The organism is Kitasatospora sp. NPDC101183 (genome assembly GCF_044767945.1).
Taxonomy (GTDB): Bacteria; Actinomycetota; Actinomycetes; order Streptomycetales; family Streptomycetaceae; genus Kitasatospora.
Genome location: NZ_JBIWOW010000005.1, coordinates 297671 through 322437, shown reverse-complemented (window position 1 = coordinate 322437; position 24767 = coordinate 297671). Strand labels below are relative to the sequence as shown.

Here is a 24767-nt window from a genome sequence, read left to right as displayed (position 1 = left end):
GCCGTGGAACTGCCCCGCGCACGTGCCCCACTTGGCCGGAACCGTACGGCCAGGGATCTGGCCGACGAAACGAACCGGCCCGTGGAACAGAAGCGGCAGGGGCCGGCAGTCGGTTGTGCGGTACGCGAGCAGGCGGACCGACCCGGGCGCCGGGAATTCGCTGGGCCCGCGGCCCGCCGTTGACTAGCCTCGGCGCCATGACCTGGCTTCCCGCTGACTTCGTGCACCCCCTCCACGTCCCGCTCCCCGGCGGCGCGCACCACCTGCGCCCGATCCGCGAGGCCGACGCACCCCTCGACTACCCCGCCGTGACAGGCTCGCGCGAGCACCTGTGGAGCATCTTCGGCCCGGCCTGGGGCTGGCCCGCCGAGACGCTGACGTACGAGTCGAACCGCATCGACCTGCTGCGGCACGAGAAGGAGATCGCCGCCCACCAGTCCTTCAACTACGCCCTGTTCGACACCGCCGAGACCGCGGTCCACGGCTGCGTCTACATCGACCCGCCCGAGCGCACCGGGGCGGACGCCGAGGTGTCCTGGTGGGTGGTGGCCGATCTCGTCGGCAGCGAGGTGGAGCGGGCGCTGGACGCGCTCGTCCCGCAGTGGATCGCCGCCGACTGGCCCTTCCGCAGCCCCCGCCACCTGGGCCGCGACATCGCCTGGGAGGACTGGAAGGCCCTGCCCGCCGTCTGACGCGCACGCCCCGCTCGCGCCCGGCGCCAACCGGTCAGTTTTCGAGAAGCGCCCGGGCCGGGTGCGCGCCTAGCGTTGCAGTCATGAACGAGATCACCATCCACTGGTCCTTCCTCCCCCACACCGACCCCGAGGCCTCGCTCGCCTTCTACCGGGACCTCCTCGGCTTCGAGGTCCGCCAGGACGTCGGCGGCGGCCCGATGCGCTGGATCACCGTCGGCCCGGCCGGGCAGCCCGGCGTGTCGGTGGTGCTGGAGCCGCCGGCGGCCGACCCGGGCGTCACGGAGGACGAGCGCCGCCTGATCACCGAGATGATGGCCAAGGGCACGTACGCCCGGCTCGTCCTCGCCACCCCGGACCTGGACGGCGTCTTCGACCGGCTCAAGTCCGGCGGCGCCGAGATCGTCCAGGAGCCGACCACGCAGCCGTACGGTGTGCGAGACTGCGCTTTCCGTGACCCGGCGGGGAACATGATCCGCTTCAACGAGGTCCGCTGAAGGCTCCTCCTTCCCGCCCCTCCTCGCGCACCGAACGAGGAGGGGCGGCCCCGCCCGATGAGTACGAGACGGAGAGAGACCACCGCATGGCCAGGAAGACGGACGCGCCGCAGCCCGAGCCGCACATCGCCGACAGCCACGACCTGATCCGGGTGCACGGCGCCCGCGAGAACAACCTCAAGGACGTCGCCGTCGACATCCCCAAGCGCCGCCTGACGGTGTTCACGGGCGTCTCCGGCTCCGGCAAGAGCTCGCTGGTCTTCGACACCATCGCCGCCGAGTCCCAGCGGCTGATCAACGAGACCTACAGCGCCTTCGTCCAGGGCTTCATGCCCTCCCTCGCCCGCCCCGAGGTCGACGTCCTGGAGGGCCTGACCACCGCGATCATCGTCGACCAGCAGCGGATGGCCGCCGACCCGCGCTCCACCGTCGGCACCGCCACCGACGCCAACGCGATGCTGCGCATCCTCTTCAGCCGACTCGGCGACCCGCACCTGGGCTCCCCCAAGGCGTACTCCTTCAACGTGCCCTCGATCAGCGGCGCCGGCGCCGTCACCGTCGAGCGCGGCGGCAGGACCGTCAAGGAGCGCCGCAGCTTCAGCATCACCGGCGGCATGTGCCCGCGCTGCGAGGGCCGGGGCACCGTCACCGACATCGACCTCACCCAGCTGTACGACGACACCAAGTCGATCGCCGAGGGCGCGTTCACCATCCCCGGCTGGAAGACCGACAGCTGGTGGACGGTCGGCGTCTACGCCAACTCCGGCTTCCTGGACCCGGACAAGCCGATCCGGAAGTTCACCAAGAAGGAGATGCAGGACTTCCTCCACCGGGAGCCCACCAAGGTCAAGGTCAACGGCGTCAACCTCACCTACGAGGGCCTGATCCCCAAGCTCCAGAAGTCCATGCTCTCCAAGGACAAGGACGCCCTGCAGCCGCACATCCGCGCCTTCGTCGAGCGCGCCGTCACCTTCGCCGTCTGCCCCGACTGCGAGGGCACCCGGCTGAGCGCGCCCGCCCGCGCCTCCAAGGTCGCCGGCATCAGCATCGCCGACGCCTGCACCATGCAGATCAGCGATCTCGCCGACTGGGTACGGAAGTTGGACGAGCCGACGGTCGCGCCGCTGCTCACCACCCTGCGCCACACCCTGGACTCCTTCGTGGAGATCGGCCTCGGCTACCTCTCCCTCGACCGCCCCTCCGGCACCCTCTCCGGCGGCGAGGCGCAGCGCGTCAAGATGATCCGCCACCTCGGCTCGGCCCTCACCGACACCACGTACGTCTTCGACGAGCCCACCACCGGCCTGCACCCGCACGACATCAGCCGGATGAACGACCTGCTGCTGCGCCTGCGCGACAAGGGCAACACCGTGCTGGTCGTCGAGCACAAGCCGCAGACCATCGCGATCGCCGACCACGTCGTCGACCTCGGCCCGGGCGCGGGCACGGCGGGCGGGTCCGTCTGCTTCGAGGGCAGCGTGGACGGGCTGCGCGCCAGCGACACCGTCACCGGCCGCCACCTCGCGGACCGTACGGCGCTGCGCGCGGCCGTGCGCAGGCCGACCGGGAAGCTGGAGATCCGGGGTGCGAGCAGCCACAACCTGCGGGACGTGGACGTGGACGTGCCGCTGGGCGTGCTGACGGTGGTCACCGGGGTGGCGGGCTCGGGCAAGAGCTCCCTGATCCACAGCTCGCTGTGTCGACCGTCGGGGGCTGCCTCCGAGGGCGTGGTCTCCGTCGACCAGACGGCGATCAAGGGCTCCCGGCGCAGCAACCCGGCGACGTACACGGGCCTGCTGGAGCCGATCCGCAAGGCCTTCGCCAAGGCCAACGGCGTCAAGCCCGCCCTGTTCAGCGCCAACTCCGAGGGCGCCTGCCCGACCTGCAACGGCGCGGGCGTGGTCTACACCGACCTGGCGATGATGGCCGGGGTGGCCACCACCTGCGAGGACTGCGAGGGCCGCCGTTACCAGGCGTCCGTGCTGGAGTACCACCTCGGCGGGCGGGACATCAGCGAGGTGCTGGCGATGCCGGTCGCGGAGGCGGAGGCCTTCTTCGGCTCCGGCGAGGCGCACCTGCCGGCCGCCCACCGCATCCTGGAGCGCCTGGCGGACGTGGGCCTGGGCTACCTGACCCTCGGGCAGCCGCTCACCACCCTCTCGGGCGGCGAGCGCCAGCGGCTCAAGCTCGCGACCCACATGGCGGACAAGGGCGGGGTGTACGTCCTGGACGAGCCGACCACCGGGCTTCACCTGGCGGATGTGGAGCAACTCCTGGGCCTGCTGGACCGGTTGGTGGACTCGGGCAAGTCGGTGATCGTGATCGAGCACCACCTGGCGGTGATGGCGCACGCCGACTGGATCATCGACCTGGGCCCGGGCGCGGGGCACGACGGCGGGCGGGTCGTCTTCGAGGGCACCCCGGCCGAGCTGGTCGCCGCCCGCTCGACGCTGACCGGGGAGCACCTGGCCGACTACGTGGGCTGAACCGGCCCAACGCTGAACCGGCCCAACGCCGAGCCGGCCCAACGCTGATTCAGCCCAGCGCGAGGCTCATCCGCAGGGTGACGGTCGCCGGGTCCAGCACGAACGGCTGGGCGTCGCCGGTGAACGCGAAGCCGCGCCGCCGGTAGAAGGCGGCGGCGCGGTCGTTGGCCTCGTGCACCCGGAGCACCATGCGGTCCTTGCCCTCGGCGCGGGCCCAGTCCAGGACGCCGTCGAGCAGCGCGTCCGTCGCCCCGCGCTCGCGGCCGCGGTGCCCGGGGGCCACCCAGACGCCGATCAGCACGGCGGTCTCGGGCTCCTCGGGGTGCGGGAGGGTCAGCATCGTGCCGACCCACTCGCCGCCGTCGCCGTCCACCGCCACCAGGCCGACCCGGCCGGGGCCGTTCACGGCGGCGGCGCGGTCGCGCCACTCGCTCTCGGGGTGGCCGAGCGCCGCCTCGTGGGTCTCGACGAAGGCCATCGGCGTGTCGAGGAGCTGCTCCAGCCGTACGGCCTTCAGGCGCTCCCAGTCCCCCGCGCCGATCCGCTCGATCCGGTACCCCATGTGCTGCGCCCCCGAAATGTGCCCGGACCCGCCGGTGGTCACCGACGGGTCCGGGCAGCATAACCGCAGCTCAGGTCACGGCTTGAGGCGGACCACCTGCGGGTCGTGGTCGCTGGCCTGCTTGGCGAACTCGGCGTTGATGTGCACCACGTCGTACTTGGCATAGCCCAGCTCGGGGCTGACCAGGATGTGGTCGAGCACCTGCGAGTTGCCCTGGTAGACGTACGAGTACTGCTCCTTCTCGGGCAGCTCGTTCACCAGGTCGCGCAGCACGCCGTCCTTGGTGAGGGCGGCCAGGGCGGGCGAGAACTGGTAGTCGTTGAAGTCGCCGAGGGAGACGACCTTGGCCTCCTTGTCGGCGGCCAGCAGCTTGGCGACGAAGGCCTGCTCGACGGTGGCCTGCTTGAGCCGCTGCACCTCGGAGCCGCGGGTGGGGGCCTGGAAGCGGCTGTCGATGCCCTGGTCGCCGCCCTTGCTGTTGAAGTGGTTGGCGATCACGAAGACCTTCTTGCCGCGGAAGGAGAACTGCCCGACCAGGGGCTTGCGGCTGTTGGTCCAGGCCTCGTCGCCGGGCTCGATCCGCCCGGGCGAGGCGGTGAGCGCGGTGGTGGCGCCGGTTCCGGTGACGCCCACGGCGGTGGTGGCGGTGCCGCCGGGGATGTCGGTGAAGGAGACGCGCTGGGGGTTGAACAGGAAGACCTGGCGGATGTTGCCGCCGGGCTCCCCGCCGTCCTTGCCGTCCTCGGGGTCGATCGAGCGCCAGTCGTACGCGGGGCCGCCGGCGGCCTTGATCGCCTCGACGAACTTGGCGACGGTCCTGCTCGCGCCGACCGTACCGTCGTTCTTGCTGCCGTTGTCGTCCTGGATCTCCTCCAGGGCGACGACGTCGGGCGAGCGCAGGTTGGTCACCACGCCCTGGGCCAGCTCGGCGAACTTGGCGTCGGGGTTGGTGGCGGCCAGGTTCTCCACGTTGTAGGTGGCGATGGTGAGTTCGCGCTCGCCGGCCTGGGCGGTGACCTCGCGCTGGAGGTGGTTGTCCTGGAGGGCGCCGAGCGTCCCGGCGACGAGGGTGTAGCCGCCGAACTGGTTGTAGTCCAGCGGGCCGGTGGTGGCGCCGGTCAGCACGTCGCCGACGTTGGCCACGGGGAAGGGCTGCTGGGTGACGGGCGCCTGCTGCTGCACCATCAGGCGGCCGACGTTGGGCTCGCGGTACGACTCGTACAGCAGCCCGCCGCGCTGGCTGCGCTGGTCCTGGCGGTCGGCGGCGACCCACAGCTCGTTGTACTTGTCGGTGGCCTGGACGACCCGCACGTCCTTGACCTGGACGAGCATGCCCTCCAGGGACTCGTAGAAGTCCAGGGCGTACTTCTCCGGGTTCAGCGCGACGGAGTCGACGCTGCCGTCCGCCGCCGCGGGCGGGGCGTAGGTGCCGGGGATGTTGCGGGTGTCGACCACGACCGGGGCGGGCAGCGGGTTCCCTGCGGAGAGCACCGTGACGGCGGGGCCGGTGATCTCGGTGATGGACTGCGAGCCGCCCGCGAAGTTCGGGTAGTACTCGGTGACCTTGCCGCTGACCAGCACCGAGTCGCCGACCTTCACGGTCGGGTTGGAGCCGGTGTAGACGAAGACGCCCTCGCTGGTCGCCGGGTCCGCGTCCGGGTTCGGGTCCTGCAGCCAGAAGCCCTTGACGCTGCCGTACGCCCGCACACCCGTGACGACACCGGGCACCCCGACGACCGGCTTCCCGGCCTGCGGGGATATCCGGGTGGTGCCCTGGATGTCGTGGATGCGCAGCGGCCCGGCCTCCGTCGGCGCGGGCACGGCGGCGCCGGCCGCCCCGGCGACGGGAAGCGGCACGAGCACCAGCGAGGCGGCCACGGTGGCCGACAGGAGGCTGGCGCGCAGCAGGACGGCTCTACGGGGGCGGGGAGCGGAGGCGGTGGACACCGGTGCGGGACTCCTAGTCGTCGACGGGCCGCGCAGTGCGAGGATGCGCGCTACCCGCGTCAAGATCGACGGAGGACGACCGAACTCCCCCGCCGGGCCCACAACTTACGCGCGTAGAAAATGCCCCGACAAGACCCCGCGCATGAACTCCTCGTTCCCGCCCCATGACCCGTTGTTTGCCCGACTCCCAGCTTTCTCCCAGGAATTCCCCACCCCGTCGGCCTCCTTCCAGAATTCCCCCAGCCCCACCCGGTTCACGGCAGCCCGCACACGCGGGTCAGGCGTCGATGCAGACCGCGGCCGAGGTGAAGAAGACGCCGATCTCGAAGCCGGCGGCGAGGGCGGCGAGCATGACGGCCAGTTCGCCGACGACCTCGGCCGCGCCGCCGGCTGCGGCGACCAGGCCGCCCGAGGAGGCGACCAGCTCCGAGAGGCGCTTCCAGGCGGCGTCGCCGAGCTTCTTCGAGGCGAACCCGAGGGCGAACTTCACCTTCCCGTCGAGCTGGGAGTACCAGGCCGTGGCCGCCTTGACCGCCGCGAAGGCCTGGTCCTTGCTGCCGTTGTACGCCTGGAGGCCCGCGTTCCTGAGGAAGTCGCCGACATCGGTCTGCTTGCTCTCCATGCAACTGGTGAACGAGTCCCAATCGGACATCGTGCCGCTCCTTCCTTCAGGCGGTGGACGATTCGCCGGACTCACCGCTGCCGCCGCCGCCCGACTCGTTCATGGCGACCTGGAGGCTGGCCTGCCCGTCGCTGACCATCGCCGTCAGGCCGAGACCGGCCTGGGCCGCGATCCCGAGCAGCGGGCCGCCGGGAAGGCCGAGTGACGCGCCGGAGTCGTCCGTCGCGGACGAGAGGTCCACGCCGGACTGGGAGATGACGTCGAGCGTCTGCTTGCTGCTGTCGTCGAGCGAGCCCAGGAAGTCGCTCAGTGCGGACAGTTGGTTCTGCACGTCGTCGCTGCTGCCCATCGCGGAGCCGTCGATCGTCGTGCCGGTGCGTTGGGAGAGGTCCTGGGCGAAGGCTTGTTGGAAGTCCATCGTGAGCCTCTGGAGGGTGTGAGGGTTCAGGAGTGCGCGCTCCCGCCAGATCGGCTCCTTCCAGGCTATCCGCCCTCCGGGGCCCCGTCCTGCCGGTGGGGGCGGGGGGTCAGAGGGCCTCGATGCGGTTCACGATCTGCTCGCAGAGTTCGTGGGTGCGCAGGGCGTCGTGGGCGTCGAGGGGCTTTCCGGTGCGGACGGCGTCGAGGAAGGAGTGGACGCACTGCTCGATGCCGCGCTGGCGGGCGACGGGGACCCAGTCGCCGCGGCGGCGGACGGTGGGCTGGCCGCGGTGGTCGATCACCTCGGCGAGGTTGTGGACCTCGCGCTTGGAGTCGGCGCCGGAGACCTGGAGGACCTCCTCGGTGGAGCCGGAGAGGCGGTTCATGATGCCGAGGGCGGTGAAGCCGTCGCCGCCGAGGGTGAGGACGAGGTGTTCGACGAGGCCGTCGCGGACGCGGGCGCGGACGTCGACGTGCTCGATCTCGCCGGGGGCGAGGAAGCGCAGGGTGTCGACGACGTGGATGAAGTCGTCGAAGACGAGCGTGCGGGCGGCCTCCGGCAGGCCCTCGCGGTTCTTCTGCAGGACGATCAGGTCGCGCGGGCGCTCCAGGGCCTGGGCGTAGCCGGGCGCGTGGCGCCGGTTGAAGCCGACCATGAGCGAACGGCCGGTGCGGTCGGCCAGGTTGACCAGCTTCTGGGCGCCTTCGAGGTCGTAGGCGAGCGGCTTGTCCACGTACACGTCCACCCCGGCGCCCAGCAGTTCCTCGACGATCGGGACGTGCTGGGAGGTGGCGGCGTGCACGAAGGCGGCGCGGATGCCGCTGCCGATCAGCTCGGCCAGGTCGGTGAACCGCCGCTCGGGGCCGACCCGGTAGGCGTCGCCGATGCGGGCGAGCTTGGCCGCGTCCCGGGTCATCAGGCGCAGGTCGATGCCCGGCATGGCGCCGAACACCGGCAGGTAGGCCTTCTGCGCGATGTCCCCGAGCCCGATCACGCCGATCGGGAGCGGGGCGTCGGGGGCGGTGCTGGTCGGGCCGGTCGGGTTGGTCGGGCTGGTCGGGCGCATGAAGTCTCCGTACGGGCTGCGGGGCGTCGGCCGTCCCCACCCTATGCGCGCGGGGTCAGGCCGCCAGCAGGGACTCCGCGATGCCCCGGGCGCGCCAGGCCGCGTCCGGGGTGCCCTCCCGCAGGGCGGTGACGATGGCGCCGTCCATGAGAAGTGCGAACTCCCGGGCGCGGGAGGAGGGTTCGGTGATTCCGGCCTCGCGCATCAGCTGCTCGACGAGCTCGACGACGCGGTCCTTGTGCAGGGCGGCCATCCGTCGGGGCGGGCTGGCGCGGTCGGCGATCTCGGTCATGGTGGTGATGGCGACGCAGCCCCGGTAGTCGGGGGCGGCGAAGCGTTCGGCCAGCGCGTCGAAGACGTTCAGCGGGTGGCCGCCGTGGGCCGCGACCCGCTCGGAGAGCCAGGCGCGCCAGCGGGCGTCGCGGCCTTCGAGGACGGCCGTCACCAGGGCCTCCTTGGAGGCGAAGTGACGGTAGAACGAGGCCCGGCCCACACCGGACTCGGAGAGGATGCGCTCCACTCCCACCGCGTGGATCCCGTAGGCGTAGAAGAGGGACTCGGCGGTGGCCAGCAGGCGCGCCCGTGCGTTGACTGCCATGCGGACGATCCTAACCGCCCTTGACGCCAAACGGCACCGGTCGGTACCGTCCTCTCGGTCGGAACCGATCGGTACCGTTTCGCGGGCAGGCTTCGCGGACACACCGGAGGTCACGACCGCCCCACGATCCTGCGGCTGCACGGCCGCCCTTGCCGGGACGCCCCGCCGAGCACGAACGGCGGCGCCGCCCGGTTCGGGACGCCGTGCAGCCGCACAAGCCGTACAGCCCGTACATTCCGTACGACCCGTCTACGCCCCCTCGGCCGCCGCCTCCGCGAGGGCGTCGAGGACGGGCCGGATCAGCGGGTGCCCGGCGGCGCCCGTACGGACGGCGGCGAAGACGCGGCGGGTGGCGAGGTCGCTGTCGAGGGGGCGGACGGCCACGCGGGCGAGGTCGACGCCGCGCAGGGCGGAGCGCGGGACGAGGGCCACGCCCGCACCCGCCGAGGCGAGGGCGACGACGGCGCGGAAGTCGTCCGAGGAGTGCAGCAGCCGGGGCTGGAACCCGGCGTGCTCGCAGGCGAGCAGCACCACGTCGTGGCAGGGGTTGCCGGGGTAGGGCCCGATCCAGGGCTCGTCCGCCAAGGCGGCGACGGCCAGCGGGCCGGCCTCCCCGGCCAGCGGGTGGTCCAGCGGCAGGACGGCCTCGAAGGGCTCGGCGTACAGCGGCACCCTGGTCAGCCGGGCGTCGTCGGCGCGCGGGGCGCCCCGGTACTCGACGGCCACCGCGAGGTCGGCCCGCCCGTCCAGGACCATGGGCAGGCTGGCGTCCCCCTCCGCGTCCTGCACCTTGAGCCGCACGCCGGGCGCCCGCTCGGCGAGCAGCCCGATCGCGGGGGCGAGGACGTGGGAGATGCCGGTGGCGAAGGAGGCGACGGTGACCTCCCCGGCCGCTCCCCCGCTGTACGCGGCGAGGTCGGCCTCGGCCCGCTCCAGCTGGGCGAGCACGGCGTCGGCGTGGCCGAGCAGGATCTCCCCGGCGGCCGTCAGCCGTACGCCCCGGCCCTCGCGGGCGAGGAGGTGGTGCCCGGTCTCCTGCTCCAGGGCGGCCAGCTGCTGGGAGACGGCGGAGGGGGTCAGGTACAGGGCGGCCGCCGCGGCGGTCACCGTGCGGTGGTCCGCCACGGCCCGCAGGGTCCGCAGCCGTCGAGCGTCGATCACGCATCAATTCTGCCAGCGCGGCGGAGCCCTCCCGGCGGGGTGCCGAAGTCCGTCCACGCCGCTGTCGTATTTCCGGACGAGATCCTTCGACTTTGTCCGTACATGCGTTGACGCCCGTGGCCGGACGGCGCTTGGCTCGTGCCCGATCCGGGTCCGGGGGGCAGCTCCGGGCCCGGCGACGTCGTCAGGGGAGGAAGAATGATCACCGCACGTTCCCGCCGCCGGCTGGCCCGTACCGCCTGCGTCCTGGCCGCGGTCGTCGTGGCGGGCGCCGCGATGCCCGCCGCCGAGGCCCGCCCGCCGAAGGGGCGGACGGCCCGGGTGAGCGAGGGCTTCAAGGGCGAGCAGCTGAACGGGGCCTCGAACGCGCTCGGGCTGAGCGCGGACGGCCGCTCGGCGCTGTTCTCCTCGACGGCCACCGACCTGCTACCCACCAAGGGCACGCCGAACGCCGAGGAGGTCTACGTCCGGGACCTGCGCAACGGCCACATCGAGCGGGTCAGCGTCGCCGACGACGGCTCGGCGCTGAACGCCGCCACCTCGGACGCCTCGATCAGCGCCGACGGCCGGTACGTGGCATTCAGCACCCCGGCGACCGACGTGGTGCCCGGCCAGGCCAAGCACGCGAGCGACGTCTTCGTCCGCGACCGCTGGACGGGCCGCACCGAGCTGGTCAGCGCGGGCGTCCTCGCCACCACCGACGACGAGACCATCCGCAGCGCCGACAACCCGACGCTGAGCGCGGACGGCCGCTACGTCGCCTACGCCTCCAACCGCACGGACCTGGCCACCAGCATCCACCGCGGCAAGATCAACATCTACGTCGCCGACCGCTGGACGCACACCACCCGCCTGGTCACCACCGGCCTCGACGGCACCGGCGCCGACAGCCACTCCTACCGTCCGACGATCAGCTGGGACGGCGGCACGGTCGGCTTCGTCTCCCGCGCCTACAACCTCGTCCCCCAGACCCCTGCGGCGGCGGCCGAAGCCTCCGACGCCGAACTGGCCGGCCCGCGCTTCTACCCGTACTACGTCTGGACCGCCGCCGACGGCCGCACCGTCGAGGCGAGCCTCGACGAGACCGGCGCCCGGCGCGGCGTCGGCCTGATGGACGCCCGGATCAGCCCCGACGGCCGCTACGCCCTCTACGGCCTGCCGACCTACGGCGTCGACCCGCACCCCGGCTCCCACGGCATCCGGATGGACGTCTACGCCCACGAGCTGGCCACCGGCAAGGTCACCGTGGTCAGCACCTACCTGCCCGGCCCCGCCTCGACGCAGGGCTCCTACGACCCGGTGATGACCGCCGACGGCCGGTGGATCTACTTCGACTCCTACTCGGACGCCATCGTCCCCGGCGACACCAACCAGGCCGCCGACGTCTTCCGCCGCGAGGTCGCGACCGGCCGCCTGGAGCGCGTCAGCCTGACCCCGGACGGCGGCCAGGCCACCGCGAGCTCGTACCAGCCCTTCGTCGACGCCACCGGCGACACCGTCCTGTTCGACGCCGTCGGCGGCAGCATCGTGCCGGGCGACGACAACACCCTCACCAACGTGTTCCGCCGCGTTCTCTGACCCCTGGTACGGGAGTCGCGCCGAGCCCCGGAGCGGCCCGACTCCCGTACGGAATACGGTGGTTGACGTATTTTCAACTCCTCCCCAGGGCTGCGGTTGACCACCCGCACCGCCCGGCGATTGGCTCTCCCCGGTGCCCGCCGTCCGGAACCGGCGGGCCGTTCCGGGGAGGACACTCCGTCATGCAGCATCCCGCCAAGCGCCGCTTCGCCGGCCCCGCCGGCGCCCTCGCGGCAGCCGCCGCACTCGCCCTGACCGCCGCCCCCGCGCAGGCGGACCAGGGGCTGCGCCCGCTCCACACCGTCCAGGTCAGCGTCGGTGTCGGCGGCGCCAAACCCAACGGCCAGTCCCAGTCGGGGGCCGTCAGCGCCGACGGCCGCTACGCGCTGTTCACCTCCGCCGCGACCGACCTCGTCGCCCAGCCGTCGACGTCACAGGGCGGCACGGACGCGTACGTCCGGGACCTGGACACCAACCGCACCGAGCGGGTCAGCCTCGCCGACGACGGCTCCGCTCTGGGCGGCACGTCCAGCGGCACGGCGATCAGCGCCGACGGCCGCTTCGTCGCCTTCGAGACCGACGCCCCGGGCGTCGTCCCCGGCGCCCCCGCCCCCGGCCGGGTGAACGTCTACGTCCGCGACCGCCGGACCGGGCACACCGACCTGGTCAGCGCCCCGCACGGCGCCCCCGACACCGACCTCGGCCACTACGCCTGGGCGGCGTCCATCAGCGCCGACGGCCGCTACGTCGCCTACGTCTCCGACCGCACCGACCTCGTCGGCCCCGCGAAGGCGGCGGGCGAGCAGCTCACCACGCCGAACCACGACTCCACCGTCTACCTCACCGACCGCTGGACGCACACCACCCGGGTCGTCTCCGCCACCGCCGCCGGCACGGCCGCCAGGGGCGAGTCCGTCAACGCGACGATCAGCGCGGACGGCCGCTACGTCGGCTTCAGCTCGAACGCCCCCGACCTGTTCATCCCCGGCGCCCCGCACCGCACCGCCACCACACCGCAGTTGAGCCTCGGCCAGATGATCCAGGGCACCTACTACGTCTACGACACGACGACCCGCGCCATCGTCCCGACCAGCTACGACACCAGCGGCCAGGTCACCACCGGGGCGACCCTGGACGCGACGCTCAGCCCGAGCGGGCGCTACGTGGTCTACGGGCTGTCCGTGCCCGTCGGCGCCCCCGACAGCGGCCAGTACGAGAACCAGATCTTCGCCCGGGACCTGAAGAAGGGCACCCTGATCCCGCTCACCGCCGGCCTGCCCGGCACCGTCTCCACCGCCGGCTCCGACAGCCCCCAGGTCACCGCCGACGACCACTGGGTGTACTTCGACTCCTTCGCCACCAACCTGGTGCCCGGCCCGAAGCAGCACGACCGCTTCGACGTCTACCGCTACGACCTGAACACCGGCCGCGTCGAGCGGATCACCGACGCCCCGGACGGCTCGCCGGGCAACGGCGACTCCGACCTCCCGCACGTGGACGCGCACGGGCGCACCGTGCTGTTCGAGTCGACCAGCCGCAACCTCGTCCCCGGGCAGAACGGCCCGGCCGAGCCCTCGAACATCCAGGTCTTCGCGAAGCACTGACGGCGCGGCGGCCCCTCCGGGAACCGCGAACGGGGGTGGGACGACGGGCGGGCCGTCGTCCCACCCCCGAAGCGGGAGGGTGGGGCAGGTGGTCTGTGGGCCGTGCGGCGCGGGCGGGATGGCGCCCGCGACGCACGGCGGTCCTTGAGCCCGTGGGCGCGGTCCGGTTCCGAGCGGACCGTGCCCACGGGCGGCTCGTGGGGCTACTTCTCCAGGGCCAGGGCGTCCCGGGCGTCGATGAAGGCCGCGACGGCGCGCTCGACGTCCTCGGTGGAGTGCGCCGCCGACAGCTGCACCCGGATGCGGGCCTGGCCGTGCGGCACCACCGGGTAGGAGAAGCCGATCACGTACACCCCGCGCTCCAGCAGAAGCTCGGCGAGCCGGCCCGCCTCGGCCGCGTCGCCGATCATCACCGGGGCGATCGGGTGGTCGCCGGGCAGGATCTCGAACCCGGCCTCGGTCATCTTCGAACGGAACAGCGCCGTGTTGGCCGCCAGCTTCTCGCGCAGCTCGTTGGAGTTCTCGACCAGGTCGAGCACCTTCAGCGAGGCGGCCGCGATCACCGGGGCGAGCGAGTTCGAGAACAGGTACGGGCGGGAGCGCTGGCGCAGCAGGGCGACGATCTCGCGGCGGGCGGCGACGTAGCCGCCGGAGGCGCCGCCGAGCGCCTTGCCGAGGGTGCCGGTGATGACGTCGACGCGGTCCATCACGCCGTGCAGCTCCGGGGTGCCCCGGCCGCCGGCGCCGACGAAGCCGACGGCGTGCGAGTCGTCGACCATGACCATCGCGTCGTAGCGGTCGGCGAGGTCGCAGATCTCGCGCAGCGGGGCGACGTAGCCGTCCATGGAGAACACGCCGTCGGTGACGATCAGGCGGCGGCGGGCGTCCTGGGTGTCCTGGAGCTGCTTCTCCAGGTCGGCCATGTCGCGGTTGGCGTAGCGGTGGCGGCGGGCCTTGCTGAGGCGGATGCCGTCGATGATGCTCGCGTGGTTGAGCGCGTCGGAGATGACGGCGTCCTCCGCGCCCAGCAGGGTCTCGAACACGCCGCCGTTGGCGTCGAAGCACGAGGAGTAGAGGATGGTGTCCTCCTGGCCGAGGAAGGCCGACAGGCGCTCCTCCAGCTCCTTGTGCACGTCCTGGGTGCCGCAGATGAAGCGGACGGAGGCCATGCCGTAGCCCCAGCGGTCCAGGGCGTCCTTGGCCGCGTCCAGCACCTCCTGGTTGTCGGCCAGGCCCAGGTAGTTGTTGGCGCAGAAGTTGAGCACCTCGCCGGGCCTGCCACCGCCGGTGACGGTGACGGCCGCGCTCTGCGGGGTGCCGATCACCCGCTCGGGCTTGAACAGGCCGGCCTCGCGGATCTCGTCGAGGGTGGCCGCGACGTCGGCGCGCACGTTGTCGAACACGGAAGGCTCCTAGCGGTCGGCGGGGGTGGCTCAGGCGGTCCAGTCGAGGATGATCTTGCCGCAGTTGCCGCCGGCGGCGTCGGCGAAGGCGTCCTCGAAGTCGTCCGCGGCGTAGCGGCCGGTGATCACCGGGCTGAGGTCCAGGCCGCCCTCCAGCAGGACGGACATCGCGTACCAGGTCTCGAACATCTCGCGGCCGTAGATGCCCTTGATGGTGATCATCGAGGTGACGACGCGCGCCCAGTCCACCGCGAAGTCGTCGGCGGGCAAGCCGAGCATGGCGATCTTCCCGCCGTGCGTCATGTTGGCGATCATCGACTGCATCGCCTCGGGGCGGCCGGACATCTCCAGGCCGACGTCGAAGCCCTCGCGCAGGCCCAGCTTCTGCTGGCCCTCCTCGATGGTGTGCTGGGAGACGTCCAGCGCCAGCGTCACGCCGACCTTGCGGGCCAGGTCGAGGCGGTACGGGGAGACGTCGGTGATCATCACGTTGCGCGCGCCGGCGTGCCGGGCGACGGCGGCGGCCATGATGCCGATCGGGCCGGCGCCGGTGACCAGCACGTCCTCGCCGACCAGCGGGAAGGACAGCGCGGTGTGCACGGCGTTGCCGAAGGGGTCGAAGATCGCGGCCACGTCCAGGTCGACCGGCACCCGGTGCACCCAGACGTTGGAGGCGGGCAGGGCCACGTACTCGGCAAACGCGCCGTCGCGGTTGACGCCCAGGCCGATGGTGTTGCGGCACAGGTGGCGGCGGCCGGCCAGGCAGTTGCGGCACTTGCCGCAGACCAGGTGGCCCTCGCCGGAGACGAGGTCGCCGATCGCGATGTCCGCGACGCCGGCGCCGAGCTCGGCGACCTCGCCGACGAACTCGTGGCCGATCGTCATCGGCGTCCTGATGGTCTGCTGCGCCCAGCCGTCCCACGTGCGGATGTGCAGGTCGGTGCCGCAGATGCCCGTGCGCAGCACCTTGATCAGCACCTCGCCGGGGCCGATCTCGGGCTTGGGGACGTCGATCATCCAGAGACCGGGCTCGGCCTTCTGCTTGACGAGTGCCTTCACGGGCGACGGCTCCTGACGTGCGGATCTGGTACGGGCTGCGCGGGTGGGGCGAGGCCGAGGGGCCCGGTTCGGCCGTTCTCGACGGACGATCTCCGGGCAGGCAGAAATCTGCCTGGTGAGAGGGGGTGCGGTCCATCGAGGAATTCTTAAGGCCGGTCACAGCTGAGCTGAACGATCGTGCCCGAGCCCGCCCCCGCCACGGCTGCGGCGCGATCGGCGCTCACCCGTCCGGCGGAGCGCACGCCCCTCGGCGCGACACCAACCGCTGGTCGGCCGGCGGTACTTGACAGCCGGGCGCCACCCGGGTCGGGCCACTCGGGTGGGCCGCGATCCGTTCGGTCCAGCCCGCGCGCGACCGGCGCGCGGCCCCGGCACGGCGGTGCTTACGGTGGCGACGCTCCCCCCACGTCCCCGTGGAGCGACGCTCCGGGGCCGTCCGCCAAGGGGGCCTTCGCCCCGGAGAGGCACCTCGACCGATGACCAACACCACGCGCACCTCCCGTACGACCCGCGCGGGCCGCGCCGCCTGCGCCGCCCTGGCGGTGGCCGGGCTGCTCACCACGGCCGCCTGTTCCGGCGGGTCGGACTCCGCCACGACCTCCGGCGGCGGCGCCGTGGTCACAGGGGCTCCGGCCGCGCTCAGCCCGTCCGCCTCGGGGTTCGGCTCGTCCGGCTCCCCCTCCGCGTCCGCCTCCGGCGGCGTCGTGGCGCTCACGCCCGACGTGACGGCCAAGCTGGACTCCGCGATCCAGCAGACGATGACCCAGGCCGGCGTCCCCGGCGTGATCGTCGGCTACACCACCCCGGACGGCAGCTACCGGAAGGCGTTCGGGCTGGCCGACCCCACCGCCAGGACGCCCATGACCACCGACCTGTACACCCGGATCGGCAGCGTCACCAAGACCCTCACCGCCACCGCCGTCCTGCGGCTGGTCGACCAGGGGAAGATGGGCCTGGACGACCCGATCAGCAAGTACGTCCCGAACGTCCCGAACGGCGACGGGATCACCCTGCGCGAACTCGGCGACATGCGCAGCGGCCTGTTCAACTACAGCCAGGACCCGGACTTCGACCAGGCGCTGCTCGGCGACCCGACGCGCCCGTTCACCCCGGACCAGCTGCTCGCGTACTCCTTCAAGCACCCGGCCAACTTCCCGCCGAACAGCAAGTTCGAGTACTCCAACACCAACGCCATCCTGCTCGGCCTGGCGGTCGAGAAGGTCAGCGGCCAGTCGCTCGCCGACTTCGTCAAGGCCCAGGTGTTCGACCCCGCCGGGATGAAGAGTTCGGTCTTCCCGACCGACGCCTCCTTCCCCTCCCCGCACGCCAGCGGCGTCACCAACCAGACGCCCAACGGCTCGGTCACCGACGCCACCAACTGGGACCCGTCCTGGGGCTGGGCGGCCGGCGCCGCGATCTCCAACCTCGCCGACCTGCAGACCTGGTCCAAGGTGCTGGCCACCGGGGCGCCGCTGCTCAACCCGGCGACCCAGGCGGAGCGGCTCAAGGGCCAGGGCGCCGGGCTGCCCGAACTCGAGTACGCCTTCGGGGTGTTCAAGACCCACGGGTGGATCGGGCACAACGGCTCGCTGCCCGGCTACCAGACCGTCGTGGTCTACCTCCCGGCGGCGCAGGCGTCGCTGGTCATCATGACCAACACCGACATCTCGTACCAGGGTTCGGAGCCGTCGACACTGCTCGCCAGGGCGATCACCCAGATCGTCTCGCCGAACAACGTCTACACGCTGCCGACGGCCGCCGAGACCGGCTCGCCCACGGCGCCCGGGTCCCCGTCCGCGTCGCCGTCCGCCGCGCCGTCCGGTTCGCCGTCCGTGAGCCCACCCCTGACGCCCGCGCCCTCCGGCTCCGCCACGCTGCACGTCTCCGAGGGGGACGACTCCTGAGGGGCCCGCACGCCTCGAACGGCCCGAACCGGCCTACCGGTTCGGGCCGTTCGGCGTTCGGACCGTTCGGCGTTTCGGACCGTTCGGCGTTTCGGGCCGTTCGGCGTTTCGGGCCGTTCAGCGCGGGGTCAGATCCCCAGGACCCGCGCCAGGTCGTACGAGACCGGCTCCTCCAGCTGCGCGTACGTGCAGCTCTCCGGCGCCCGGTCCGGCCGCCAGCGGCGGAACTGCGCCGTGTGCCGGAAGCGGGTGCCCTCCATGTGGTCGTACGCGACCTCGATCACCCGCTCCGGGCGCAGCGCGATCCAGGAGAGGTCCTTGCCGCCCGTCCAGCGGCTGACGGCCCCGGGCAGTCGGCCCTCGGCGTGCGCGGACTCCTCCGCCCAGGCGCCCCAGGGGTGCGCCGCGAGGTCGTCCGTCCTCAACGGGGCCAGCTCCTCGGCGAGTTCGGCGCGGCGGGCCATCGAGAAGGCGGCGCAGACGCCGACGTGCTGGAGCTTGTCCTGGTCGTCGAAGATACCGAGCAGCAGGGAGCCGACCACCGGGCCGCTCTTGTGCTCGCGGTAGCCGGCGACCACGCAGTCGGCCGTGCGCTCGTGCTTGATCTTGAACATCGTCCGCTCCCCCGGCCGGTACGGCTGGTCCAGCGGCTTGGCCACGATGCCGTCCAGCCCGGCGCCCTCGTACTCGGCGAACCAGGTCTGCGCCAGCTCGCGGTCGGTGGAGGCGGGGGCGGTGAACACCGGGTCGGCCGCGTCGGCCAGCGCCCGTTCCAGGGCCGGGCGGCGGTGCGAGAGCGGCTCGCCCAGGAGGGAGTCGTCGCCGAGGGCGAGCAGGTCGAAGGCGACGAAGGAGGCCGGGGTCTGCTCGGCGAGCAGCCGCACCCGGCTGGCGGCCGGGTGGATGCGCTCCAGCAGCTCCTCGAAGCGCAGCCGCCCGTCCCGGGCGATCACCACCTCGCCGTCCAGCACGCACCGTTCGGGCAGCTCGCGCCGGAAGGCCTCGACCAGTTCGGGGAAGTACCTGGTCAGCGACTTGCCGGTGCGGCTGCCGAGCTCGATCTCGTCGCCGTCGCGGAACACGATGCTGCGGAAGCCGTCCCACTTGGCCTCGTACTGCATCCCCGGCGGGATCTTCGCCACCGACTTGGCGAGCATCGGCGACACCGGCGGCATCACGGGCAGGTCCATGCCCCCGATCCTCGCCCGCATCGCCCCGGGGCGCGCGCCGGGCGCGGCGCGCTTAGCGTGAGACGCATGGGCGCTGCCGTGGAACTGGAAGTCGCCGGGCGGACCGTCCGGCTGTCGAACCCCGACAAGGTCTACTACCCCGAGCGCGGCTTCACCAAGATGGACGTCGCCCAGTACTACCTGGCCGTGGCGGACGGCGTGCTGCGCGGGCTGCGGGAGCGGCCGACCACGCTGCAGCGGTTCCCCGACGGCGTGGACGGCGAGTTCTTCTACCAGAAGCGCGCGCCCAAGGGCCTGCCGGACTGGCTGCCCACCGCCCGCATCGCCTTCCCCAGCGGGCGCTCCGCCGACGAGATCTGCCCGACCGAGCCGGCCGCCGTGCTGTGGGCCGCCAACCTGGGCTGCCTCACCTTCCACCCCTGGCCGGTGCGGCGCTCCGACACCGAGCACGTCGACGAGCTGCGCATCGACCTCGACCCGCAGCCCGGCACCGACTTCCACGACGCCGCCCGTGTGGCGCACGAACTGCGGGCGCTGCTGGCCGAGTTCGGGTTGCGCGGCTGGCCCAAGTCCTCCGGCGGTCGCGGGGTGCACGTGTACGTGCCGCTGGTGCCCGAGTGGACGTTCATCGACGGGCGGCACGCGGTGATCGCCCTCGGGCGGGCGCTGGAGCAGCGGATGCCGGGGGCGGTCACCACCGCGTGGTGGAAGGAGGAGCGGGGGGAGAGGATCTTCGTCGACTACAACCAGATGGCCCGGGACCGCACCATCGCCTCCGCGTACTCGCTGCGCGCCCGCCCGCGCGCCACCGCCTCCACCCCGCTGCGCTGGGAGGAGCTGGACGACGCCTCGCCGGAGGACTTCGACCTGCGGACGGTGCCCGCGCGGTTCGCCGAACTCGGGGACCTGAACGCGGAGATGGAGGAGCACGCCTTCCGGCTGGAGGGGCTGCTGGAGCTGTACGAGAAGCAGGTCCGCGACGAGGGGTTCGGCGAACTCCCCTACCCGCCCGACCATCCGAAGGCGGCGGGCGAGCCTCCCCGGGTGCAGCCGAGCCGGGCGCGGAAGGCGGAGGGTTAGGCTACGACCGATCATGTGACCGGCGAAGGGGTGGGGCATGCGGGGGCTGGCGGAGATCCTGGCGGACGCGGCGGGCGGGGTCTTCCCGCCGCCGGACGGGTCGGTGACGGTGGTGGCGCAGCCCTCGCCGCGCGACGTCGGGGTGCTGGCGTTCGCGGCGCACGCCGTCGTCTTCGCGGACTTCGCCGACTCCGTCGACGAGGGCCCGGAATGGGTGGAGAAGACGCTGGCCGCCGTCCCGGGCGACCCGCTGGCCGCGCCGCTGTGCCCGCCGTTCCTGACCGCGCTGGCCGGGCGCACGGGCCTCGTCGTCGGCGCCGTCGACCTGCTCACCTGCGCCGACCGCCTGCCGGGCGGGCCGCCGCCGGCGCTCACCGAGGTGCTCGACCGGGAGCACCCCCGGGTGGTGCGGGCCCTCGCCTACCGCGAGGACGTGCGGGTGTTCGCGGCGGAGGGCGGCGTGCTCGTCCTCGGCCGGGGCCTCGCCGGGCGCTGGGAGGCCGCGATCGAGGTCGACCCGCACGCCCGGGGCCGGGGCCTGGGCCGGGCCCTCGCCACGGCCGCCCGGCATCTGGTGCCGGAGGGCGCGGTGGTCTGGGCCCAGCAGGCGCCGGGCAACGCGCCCAGCGTCCGCGCCTTCCAGGCGGCGGGTTACCGCCCGGTCGGCGCGGAGGTGCTGCTGTCCCCCGAGGGGGCGTGATCGTCCGTCAGTGGGCTCAGCGAGCTCAGTGGGCCCAGTGGGCTCGGTGGGCTCAGCGAGCTCAGTGGGCGACGATCTGGAGGTTCCCGACCTGGCCGACCGTGCCGCCCACGTAGAAGGTGTGGCCGTCGGGGCCGAGCGCCAGGCCGGTGAGGATGTCCTCGTCGAGGTTGCCCGCGCCGTCGGCGGGGACGGGCGCGCCGGTGGCGGTGTCGAGGGCGAGCACGGAGGCGGTGCCCGCGCCGAGGTTGGTGTCGGCGAGGTACAGGCGGGTGCCGTCCGCGCTGACCTGCGGGTTCTCCAGGGAGTCTCCGCCGGTGGCGGGGCTGAAGGTGGCGGTCACGGTGTCGGTGGCCGGGTTGATGATCGTGCTGGCGCCGCTACCGAGCTCGGCCAGGCCGAACAGGCGCTTGCCGTCGGGGGTGAAGGCGAGGTTGTAGTCCAGGTTCGAGGCGGTGCCCTGGACGGTGCCGGCCACGGCGGGCGCGGTGGCGGCGGCCGTCACGTGGACCACGCCCTGGCTGCTGCCCACGTACACGTCGCCGGTGCCCGGGCGGGCCGCGGGGGCGCCGACGTAGGGGGCCGGGACCTGGACGGAGACGGTGAAGGCCTGCTGGGCGGTGCTGAACGCCAGGATGCGGCTCTGGCCGTTCTGCCGGTAGGCGGTCGGGCCGCTCTGGGAGACGTACAGGGTGGCGCCGTCCGGGCTGAACGCCAGGCCGGAGGTCGAGCCCGCGATCCAGCCGGCGGGGCGCGGCTGGTCGGGCAGCGTGAGGGTGGCGGTCAGGGTCAGGGTGGCGGTGTCCACCACGCTGAGGCGCCGGCCGTCCAGCACGTACAGGCGCTTGCCGTCCGGGCTGAGCGCCGGGTGGGCGCCCCACTGCAGCGTGCCGAGCGCCAGGCGGGCGGTGACGGCCCCGCTCTGGGTGTCCACGATCTTGACGGTCGAGGTGTTGTCGGCCTCGGTCACCGCCACATAGGCCTTCGCCCCGTCGGGGCTGACCACCGGCGCGACACCCCGCGCACCGACGGCGACGGTCGCCTCGGCCCCGGCCACGGGCGCGTCGGCCGACGCGGCGGTGGCGGCGGTGGTGCCGGCGAGAACGAGCAGAACTGCCGCAGCGGCGGCGAGACGGGTCGTGCGGGACATCGTTTTCCCCCTGGTGGACCGTACGGAACGGCGGTGCCCTGGCGCGGGCCGCACGAAGGACGCATCGCCCCCGAACCACCGGCGGCCTCAACTCCCCCACACGCACCACGCGTTGCAGCACCGGAGGCAGGCTAGCCGATACGGGTGGCGATCTGATCAACATACGGGCGAGCAATCGATGACACCTGCCCTCCGGGTGCCCGGTCTCCGAACCCCGACCCGACCCGTCCCGCCCCCTCAGTAGGAGGTGCGGCGCGGCAGCCCGTGCTCGTCGCGGAGATCGTTCTCCGTGGTGTAGTTCTCCCCGAGCTGGTTGATGAGGAAGCTGGTCGCCTCCGGCCGGCCGCTGTCGAGGCCCACGGTCTCCAGTTCCTCGACCCCGGCCCCGAGCGCGTGCGTGAGACCGAGCCCTCGCTGGTTGTGCAGGGCGTGGGTCAGTTCGTGCCCGTAGGTGATGAACGCCGGTGTCACCGGGTCCTGGGGCCTGCGTCCGGTCACCTGGTCCCCGCGCCCGGGGACGCTGTCGTGGTAGTTCTGCTCCAGGGACATCGTGCTGGCCTCCGGCGTCCCCGGCACGAGGCCGCCGTTCTGGAGGAGGGCACGGCCCAGGCTGTCGTCCACCGGACCCACCTGAGCGTCGTCGTGATACGTCCCCGGCGCCATGCCGAGGGCTGCGCCGACCCTCGCCAGACGGCCGGAGTCGATGGCGCTGATGCTCACCCCGGGCGCACCCGCGTTGCCGCCGACCAGCCCCTGGAGCAGACCGCGCCCCATCGGCCGGGACATCAGCCGGGCGTTCATGGAGTGCACGGACGTCCTGAACTCCGGCGTCGTCGGATGACCCCCTTCTCCCAGGTCCGTCACGCTGATGCCGGTGTTGGTGCTGAGCCGGGTCCAGGTCATCCGGGCGTTCGCCTCGGCGTCGTCGTCGGCGAGACCGGTCATGAAGGGCTGAAGGGCGTTCTCGACGACGAACGCGATGTACCTGTGGTGTTCCTGCTGGATCTCGTCCATCACGGCCGCCATCAGGTTCCTGGCCTCGTCGTTCGCGTTGGCGTTGGCGGTGAACCAGGCGTAGACCTCGTGTTCGAGGGTGTCGAGCGCCCCGCCCCAGGCGTCGGCCGCCTCCTGCGCCCGCTCGGGCTCCTGGTGGGTCGACCTGATGGCGGCCAGGCGACCTCGGAAGCCCCGGACCTGGTTCTGCACACGGAACCGGGCCATCATGCGCTGGACGGGGGCCGCCCCCGCCCCGGTCACCGGGCCGGAGCGGTGGCCCTGCCCGGCGCGCTGGACCATCCCCACCACCGCCGTGTTCCCCGCGGTCCGCTGGAGCGACAGAAGGCCCTCCCGCGACCGTGACTCCCTCGGCGGGGCCTGCTTCTGCCGCTCACCCGGTGCCACGGCCCTGCGGTGTTCCTGCGTCATGGGGGGTGCCGCCTCTCAGCCGGACAAGGGCCACCCCCATCCCAGCCGACCACGCGCCCCCGGGGGAAGGAACCGAAGGGCAGCCCCGGGGGCACTGCACACTGCCCGGCCCGGGCAGGCGCCGTCAGGAGCGGGGCACCCCGTTTCCGGCCCGCGCCCTCCCCGTACGGGAGGGACGCGGGCCGGAAGCCGGCGCGCGGGGACGGCGATGGCCTACTCCCGCGCGCCCTCCGGGGCCAGGGCGGCGACGGTGTGCACGGCGAAGGCGATCTGCTCCTCCGTGAGGTCCCCCCGGGCGGTGAGGCGCAGGCGGGAGATGCCGTCCGGCACGGACGGGGGGCGGAAGCAGCCGACGGCCAGTCCCGCCCGGCGGCAGTCCGCGGCCCAGGCGACGGCGGCCTCGGGGCCGGGGGCGCGGACGGAGACGACGGCCGCGTCCGGCTCGCAGGCGCGCAGTCCGGCGGCCGTCAGGGCGCCCGCGAGGGTGCGGGAGATCTCGAGGACGCGGTCGGCCCGCTGGGGCTCCGCCCGCAGCAGCCGCAGGGCGCCGAGGGCCGCGCCGACGGCGGCCGGGGCGAGTCCGGTGTCGAAGATGAAGGTGCGCGCCGTCTCGGTGAGGTGCCGGATGACCCGGCGCGGGCCGAGGACGGCGCCGCCCTGGGAGCCGAGCGACTTCGACAGGGTCACCGTCGCGACGGTGTCCGGCGCCCCCGCCAGCCCGGCCGCCGCGAGCGCCCCCGAACCGCCGGGGCCGAGGACGCCCAGCCCGTGCGCGTCGTCCACGAGCAGCGCGGCGCCGTGCGCCCGGGCGGCGGCGGAGAGGCCGCGCAGCGGGGCCGCGTCGCCGTCCACCGAGAAGACGGAGTCGCTGACGACCAGCGCCCGCCGCTTCGAGCGCCCGGCGAGGGCCTCGCGGACGGCCTCCGGCGCGGCGTGCGGGGCGCGGTGGACCTCGGCGCGGGAGAGGCGGCAGCCGTCGATGAGGGAGGCGTGGTTGTACGCGTCGGAGACGATCAGCGTGTCCGCGCCGGCGAGCGCGGTGACCGCCGCGAGGTTGGCCGTGTACCCGGAGGAGAAGACGAGCGCCGCCTCCGCGCCGCAGAACGCGGCCAGTTCCTCCTCCAGTTCGGTGTGCAGCGCCGTCGTCCCGGTGACCAGCCGCGAGCCGGTGGCGCCGCCGCCCCACCGCAGGGCGGCCTCGGCGGCGGCCCCGGTGACGGCGGGGTGGCGGGTCAGCCCCAGGTAGTCGTTGCCCGCGAGGTCCAGCACCGGGTCCTTCTCCTCCCGGCTGCGCAGCGTCCGGGTCAGGCCGGCCCCGGCCCGCTGCGCGGCGGTCTCGTCGAGCCAGTCGAAGACCTGCGCGGGGGCGGTGGGGGCGTCGGGGGTGAGGGAGTGCACCATGCCCGGCACTCTGGCACGGGCCGCGAGAACGGGGCAATGTGCGGCTGGGCACAAGCTCCGGCCGCGGCTCGGAGCGGAGCGGCCCCCCACCGCCCCCACCTGACCCAACCGCTGACCCAACCGCTGACCCAACCGCTGCCCCGCCCGCTGACCCGCCCGCCCGGCCCCGGGCTTTGCCGGGGGCGGCGGCGAGCAGGCAAGATAGCCCGGTGACCCTCCTT

At 73.1% G+C, this 24767-nt stretch carries 21 protein-coding genes; 8 read left to right on the top strand and 13 right to left on the bottom strand.

Annotation, left to right across the window (positions count from 1 at the left end):
* Positions 1 to 197: 197 nt before the first annotated feature.
* The 3 genes from ACIRRS_RS09040 (at position 198) to ACIRRS_RS09030 (ending at position 3675) form a co-directional block, all read left to right on the top strand.
* Positions 198 to 692, top strand: a complete 495-nt coding sequence (locus ACIRRS_RS09040) for an N-acetyltransferase (protein ID WP_402966966.1) — start codon at positions 198 to 200, stop codon at positions 690 to 692.
* Between the two features lie 83 nt (positions 693 to 775).
* Positions 776 to 1189, top strand: a complete 414-nt coding sequence (locus ACIRRS_RS09035; protein WP_402966964.1) for a VOC family protein — start codon at positions 776 to 778, stop codon at positions 1187 to 1189.
* Positions 1190 to 1275: 86 nt separating this feature from the next.
* Positions 1276 to 3675 carry an ATP-binding cassette domain-containing protein gene (locus ACIRRS_RS09030; protein ID WP_402966962.1) on the top strand — a complete coding sequence of 800 codons (2400 nt, stop codon included), beginning with the start codon at positions 1276 to 1278 and terminating at the stop codon, positions 3673 to 3675.
* Between the two features lie 49 nt (positions 3676 to 3724).
* On the opposite strand, the gene ACIRRS_RS09025 is transcribed toward ACIRRS_RS09030, so the two are convergent.
* From ACIRRS_RS09025 to ACIRRS_RS08995, 7 genes are all read right to left on the bottom strand, one after another.
* Complete coding sequence (locus ACIRRS_RS09025; RefSeq protein ID WP_402966960.1) at positions 3725 to 4237, bottom strand: GNAT family N-acetyltransferase; 513 nt, start codon at positions 4235 to 4237, stop codon at positions 3725 to 3727.
* Between the two features lie 75 nt (positions 4238 to 4312).
* Positions 4313 to 6184 (bottom strand): endonuclease/exonuclease/phosphatase family protein, encoded by a 1872-nt coding sequence (locus ACIRRS_RS09020; protein ID WP_402966958.1) that lies wholly within the window; start codon positions 6182 to 6184, stop codon positions 4313 to 4315.
* A gap of 277 nt (positions 6185 to 6461) precedes the next feature.
* Positions 6462 to 6836, bottom strand: coding sequence for a hypothetical protein (locus ACIRRS_RS09015; RefSeq protein ID WP_402966956.1), 375 nt, complete (start codon positions 6834 to 6836; stop codon positions 6462 to 6464).
* Between the two features lie 16 nt (positions 6837 to 6852).
* Positions 6853 to 7224: a hypothetical protein gene (locus tag ACIRRS_RS09010; RefSeq protein ID WP_402966954.1), complete on the bottom strand. Its 372-nt coding sequence runs from the start codon at positions 7222 to 7224 to the stop codon at positions 6853 to 6855.
* Positions 7225 to 7333: 109 nt separating this feature from the next.
* Complete coding sequence (locus ACIRRS_RS09005) at positions 7334 to 8293, bottom strand: Gfo/Idh/MocA family protein (RefSeq protein ID WP_402966952.1); 960 nt, start codon at positions 8291 to 8293, stop codon at positions 7334 to 7336.
* Positions 8294 to 8348: 55 nt separating this feature from the next.
* The gene (locus ACIRRS_RS09000) at positions 8349 to 8891 is read right to left on the bottom strand and encodes a TetR/AcrR family transcriptional regulator (RefSeq protein ID WP_402966950.1); all 543 of its coding nucleotides are present in this window, start codon (positions 8889 to 8891) and stop codon (positions 8349 to 8351) included.
* Between the two features lie 249 nt (positions 8892 to 9140).
* Positions 9141 to 10052, bottom strand: a complete 912-nt coding sequence (locus ACIRRS_RS08995) for a LysR family transcriptional regulator (RefSeq protein ID WP_402966948.1) — start codon at positions 10050 to 10052, stop codon at positions 9141 to 9143.
* Positions 10053 to 10250: 198 nt separating this feature from the next.
* Here ACIRRS_RS08995 and ACIRRS_RS08990 point away from each other — a divergent pair, with 198 nt between their 5' ends.
* The gene (locus ACIRRS_RS08990) at positions 10251 to 11630 is read left to right on the top strand and encodes a TolB family protein (RefSeq protein ID WP_402966946.1); all 1380 of its coding nucleotides are present in this window, start codon (positions 10251 to 10253) and stop codon (positions 11628 to 11630) included.
* 182 nt (positions 11631 to 11812) lie between these two features.
* Complete coding sequence (locus tag ACIRRS_RS08985) at positions 11813 to 13234, top strand: hypothetical protein (protein ID WP_402966944.1); 1422 nt, start codon at positions 11813 to 11815, stop codon at positions 13232 to 13234.
* A gap of 203 nt (positions 13235 to 13437) precedes the next feature.
* Here the strand turns inward: ACIRRS_RS08985 and ACIRRS_RS08980 are convergent, their stop codons facing one another.
* On the bottom strand, positions 13438 to 14637 hold the full coding sequence (locus ACIRRS_RS08980; RefSeq protein WP_402966942.1) for a glycine C-acetyltransferase: 1200 nt from the start codon (positions 14635 to 14637) through the stop codon (positions 13438 to 13440).
* A gap of 30 nt (positions 14638 to 14667) precedes the next feature.
* Positions 14668 to 15696, bottom strand: coding sequence for an L-threonine 3-dehydrogenase (gene tdh, locus ACIRRS_RS08975; protein ID WP_402966940.1), 1029 nt, complete (start codon positions 15694 to 15696; stop codon positions 14668 to 14670).
* Between the two features lie 476 nt (positions 15697 to 16172).
* Here tdh and ACIRRS_RS08970 point away from each other — a divergent pair, with 476 nt between their 5' ends.
* A complete protein-coding gene (locus ACIRRS_RS08970) occupies positions 16173 to 17600 on the top strand; it encodes a serine hydrolase domain-containing protein (protein WP_402966938.1) in 1428 nt (475 codons plus the stop codon).
* Between the two features lie 128 nt (positions 17601 to 17728).
* On the opposite strand, the gene ACIRRS_RS08965 is transcribed toward ACIRRS_RS08970, so the two are convergent.
* Complete coding sequence (locus tag ACIRRS_RS08965) at positions 17729 to 18790, bottom strand: ATP-dependent DNA ligase (RefSeq protein ID WP_402966936.1); 1062 nt, start codon at positions 18788 to 18790, stop codon at positions 17729 to 17731.
* Positions 18791 to 18856: 66 nt separating this feature from the next.
* On the opposite strand from ACIRRS_RS08965, the gene ligD reads away from it, so the two are divergent.
* Entirely contained in the window at positions 18857 to 19870 is a 1014-nt protein-coding gene (gene ligD / locus ACIRRS_RS08960; protein ID WP_402966934.1) for a non-homologous end-joining DNA ligase, read from the top strand.
* Positions 19871 to 19907: 37 nt separating this feature from the next.
* A complete protein-coding gene (locus tag ACIRRS_RS08955) occupies positions 19908 to 20570 on the top strand; it encodes a GNAT family N-acetyltransferase (protein ID WP_402966932.1) in 663 nt (220 codons plus the stop codon).
* A gap of 61 nt (positions 20571 to 20631) precedes the next feature.
* Here ACIRRS_RS08955 and ACIRRS_RS08950 read toward each other — a convergent pair whose 3' ends face one another.
* The 3 genes from ACIRRS_RS08950 to ACIRRS_RS08940 form a co-directional block, all read right to left on the bottom strand.
* Entirely contained in the window at positions 20632 to 21720 is a 1089-nt protein-coding gene (locus ACIRRS_RS08950; RefSeq protein ID WP_402966930.1) for a hypothetical protein, read from the bottom strand.
* Between the two features lie 237 nt (positions 21721 to 21957).
* Positions 21958 to 23016 (bottom strand): M91 family zinc metallopeptidase, encoded by a 1059-nt coding sequence (locus ACIRRS_RS08945; RefSeq protein WP_402967061.1) that lies wholly within the window; start codon positions 23014 to 23016, stop codon positions 21958 to 21960.
* 342 nt (positions 23017 to 23358) lie between these two features.
* Positions 23359 to 24546 (bottom strand): 8-amino-7-oxononanoate synthase, encoded by a 1188-nt coding sequence (locus tag ACIRRS_RS08940; protein ID WP_402966928.1) that lies wholly within the window; start codon positions 24544 to 24546, stop codon positions 23359 to 23361.
* Between the last annotated feature and the right edge of the window lie 221 nt (positions 24547 to 24767).